Genomic DNA, 3838 nt, shown 5'->3' on the forward strand with positions numbered 1-3838 from the left:
CGGCTCGCCAACGCCTACCCCCGCCGCTGCTGCTCAACGGTCCGACGAGAGTGCTGCCGCTGCTGGTCAGCGGACCGGTGAGAGTGCCGCCGCAGCGACCGCCGGTTCTGGTGACCGTGAGCTGACCGCCGCCGCGCTGGTCGCGGACGCGCTCGACGCGTTGACCGACGCCGCCGCGCGGGCCGCGCTGGCGACCACCACGCTGGCCCGGGGGCTGCGCCCGGGTGGTCCGGCGCCGGCCTGGTTGGCCGCGCTCGCCGGCCCGCAGCGGGACTTCACCATCGACCCGGCCGGGCTGGCCACGCTCGGCGCGGAACTGGACGCCTGGCAGCGCGACGCCGCCGGGGGCCCGGTGCGGGCCAGCTTCCGACTGGTCGAGCCGGCCCCCGACGAGGTCACCGAACCGTTCCTGGCCACCCGGCCAGCACCGGCCGACTCCACCCGGGCACTGGCCGACTCCGCGCGGGCACCGGTCGACTCCGCGCCGGTGCCGGTCGGGTCGGCCGGTGGTGGGCGGTGGCGGCTGGAGTTCGGGTTGCAGGCCGCAGACGAGCCTGGCCTGCACGTCGACGCCGGGGAGGTCTGGCGCGGGCCGCAGACACCCGGTGGCCTGGCGGGCCGGACGGCCAGCCCGCAGGAGACCCTGCTCGCCGAGTTGGGCCGGGCCAGCCGGCTCTGGCCGGACCTGGACGCCGCGTTGCGGACCGCCGCCCCGGAGGCGATGGAACTCGACGTCGAGGGAGCCCACCGGTTCCTCAGCGCGGGCGCCCCGGTGCTGCACGCGGCCGGCTTCGGGGTGCTGCTGCCGTCCTGGTGGCAGCGTCCGTCGGCGCGCCTGGGTGCCCGGTTGCGGGCCCGCAGCCGTACCGCGCCGGGCACGGTCGGTGGCGTCGACGCCGGCGTCGGTCTGGACGCCCTGGTCGACTACCGCTGGGAGATCGCCCTCGGCGACCAGCCGCTCTCCGCCGAGGAGTTGGCGGTGCTGGCCGAGATGAAGACCCCGCTGGTCCGGCTGCGCGGCCGGTGGGTGGAGTTGGACCCGGGGCGGCTCGCCGCCGGTCTGCGCCTGCTCCGCGCCGCCGGCGAGCTGACCGTCGCCGAACTGCACCGCCTCGGGCTGGCCACCGGTGCGCTGCCGGTGCTGGAGGTGACCGCCGACGGGGCGCTGGGCGACCTGCTCGCCGGCGCGGTCGAGCGGCGGCTCACCCCGCTGGACCCGCCCCCGGGCTTTGAGGGGACGCTGCGGCCGTACCAGCAGCGTGGACTGGCCTGGCTGGCCTTTTTGCGCTCCCTCGGCCTGGGCGGTGTGCTCGCCGACGACATGGGGCTGGGCAAGACTGTGCAACTGCTCGCGCTGCTCGCCGGGGACCCACCGGAGGCCGGGCCGACGCTGCTGGTCTGTCCGATGTCGCTGGTCGGCAACTGGCAGCGGGAGGCCGCGCGGTTCACCCCGGGGCTGCGGGTGCACGTACACCATGGTGCCGAGCGGGCGCGGGGGGCGGAGTTCACCGCGGCCGCGCACGGCGCGGACCTGGTCCTCACCACCTCCTCGGTGGCCGCCCGCGACGCCGCCGACCTGGCCGGCATCGACTGGCACCGGGTGGTGGTGGACGAGGCGCAGGCGATCAAGAACGCGTCGACGCGGCAGGCCGAGGCGGTTCGCGCGCTGCCCGCCCGGCAGCGGGTGGCGGTCACCGGTACGCCGGTGGAGAACCGCCTCGCCGACCTCTGGTCGATCATGCAGTTCGCCAATCCGGGCCTGCTCGGGCCGGCCGCGACGTTCCGCAAGCGGTTCGCCGAGCCGATCGAGCGCCACGGCGACGCCGAGGCCGCCGAGCGCCTGCGTCGGATCACCGGGCCGTTCGTGCTGCGCCGGCTCAAGACCGACTCGTCGATCATCTCCGACCTGCCGGAGAAGCTGGAGATGGAGGTGCTCTGCAACCTCACCGCCGAGCAGGCCGCGCTGTACCGGGTGGTGGTCGACGACATGCTCGCCCGGATCGAGACCAGCGACGGCATCGAGCGACGCGGTCTGGTGCTGGCCACCATGACCCGGCTCAAGCAGGTCTGCAACCACCCCGCCCAACTGCTGCGCGACGGCTCGCCGTTGGAGGGCCGTTCCGGCAAGCTGGCCCGGCTCACCGAGATCCTGGAGGAGGTGCTGGCGGCGGGGGAGCGGGCGCTGCTGTTCACCCAGTACGCCGAGTTCGGCGCGATGTTGCGCGGTCACCTGTCGGCGCGCTTCGGCCGGGAGGTGCTGTTCCTGCACGGTGGCGTCGGCAAGGCCGAGCGGGACACCCTGGTGCAGCGCTTCCAGTCGGCGGAGGGTCCGCCGCTGTTCGTCCTGTCCCTCAAGGCCGGCGGCACCGGGCTGACGCTGACCGCCGCGAACCACGTGGTGCATGTGGACAGGTGGTGGAACCCGGCGGTCGAGGACCAGGCCACCGACCGGGCGTTCCGGATCGGGCAGCGCCGACGGGTGCAGGTCCGCAAGTTCGTCTGCGCCGGCACTGTCGAGGAGAAGGTGGCCGCGCTGATCGCCGACAAGCGCAGCCTCGCCGAGCGGGTCGTCGGCACCGGCGAGCAGTGGATCACCGAGTTGTCCACCGGCCAGTTGCGGGACCTGTTCGCCCTGGAGGCCGGGGCGGTGGTGGAGTGAGCGAGCGGAGCGAGCGAACCGTCAGGCACAGCCAATTTGTGCCTCGCGTCGGCACGGTGCGCTGCGGAGTGCCGACGTGAGCGACTTCGCCGACTACGGGCGTCCCCGCCGGGTCGACGGGGGTCTGCGGGCCCGCAGCGCCCGGGGCGCCATCGGCCGGTCCTGGTGGTCGCGGCGTTTCCTGGAGGTGCTGGAGTCGTTCGCGCTCGGCACCCGGTTGACCCGGGGCCGGTCGTACGCGCGGGCCGGTCAGGTGCTCACACTCGACATCACACCCGGGCGGGTCAGCGCGGTGGTGCAGGGCTCCCGGCCGCAGCCGTACCAGGTGTCGATCGGGGTGCGGCCGTTCCCGGCCGCGCTCTGGTCCCGAATCGAGGACGAGCTGGCCGGGCAGGCGTTCTTCAGCGCCCGGCTGCTCGCCGGGGACCTCCCCGACGAGTTGGAGGAGCTGTTCGCCGCCGCCGGCGCGCCGCTGTTCCCGGCGGCCGTCGACGAGCTGACCCAGCGCTGCAACTGCCCCGACTTCGCGGTGCCCTGCAAGCACCTCGCGGCGTCGTTCTACCTGCTGGCCGAGGCGTTCGACGCGGACCCGTTCGAGCTGTTGCACTGGCGCGGTCGGTCCCGCGCGGAGTTGCTCGACGAACTCCGCGCCCGCCGGGCGGCGGCCACCGGTGTCACCCCACCGCCCCCGCCGGTCGACGAACCGTCCGAACCGGACGGTGCCGGGTCGGCGGTGGACGTCCGGACGCCGGTCGGTGCCGCCCGTGCGCTCGCCGGGCTGTCGGCGACGCCGTTGGCCGAGGCGGCGGACCGGTTCTGGTCGGCGCCGGTGCCGCTGCCGGACCGGCCGCCCCGACTGGTGACCGGCACCGACCTGCTGCTGCGCCAGCTCGGAGCGCCGGCCGCGACCATCGGTGGGCCGGGAACGCTCGAACGGTTGCGTCGCGCGTACCGGGCGTTCGGCCCGGCCGACCGGTGAGCCGTCCCGTCGAGCGGTGGAGCAGTCATGTCCAGCGGCGGCGGAACCGCCACATGATCGCGGCGTTGGCCACCAGCACCACCGCGCAGATCGCGCCGGTGAGCCGACCGGCGAATACGGCTATCGCCGGCAGTGACGCCCACAGCACGATGGTCAACAACATCAGGTAGCGGCCCCTGCGGGCCCGAACCCGGTGGTCC

The 3838-nt window shown here is 74.8% G+C and carries 2 protein-coding genes; both read left to right on the top strand.

What is annotated here, in order from left to right; translation table 11 throughout:
- Window positions 1-2659, top strand: a 2659-nt coding sequence (locus KBX53_RS25400) for a DEAD/DEAH box helicase (RefSeq protein WP_247676195.1), incomplete at its 5' end; no start/stop codon positions are given.
- A 61-nt stretch (window positions 2660-2720) separates the two neighbouring features.
- Complete coding sequence (locus KBX53_RS25405) at window positions 2721-3638, top strand: SWIM zinc finger family protein (RefSeq protein ID WP_210862034.1); 918 nt, start codon at window positions 2721-2723, stop codon at window positions 3636-3638.
- The last annotated feature ends 200 nt before the right edge of the window (window positions 3639-3838 follow it).

The sequence above is a fragment of the Micromonospora sp. M51 genome (genome assembly GCF_018070305.1).
GTDB classification, from domain to species: Bacteria; Actinomycetota; Actinomycetes; order Mycobacteriales; family Micromonosporaceae; genus Micromonospora; species Micromonospora parva.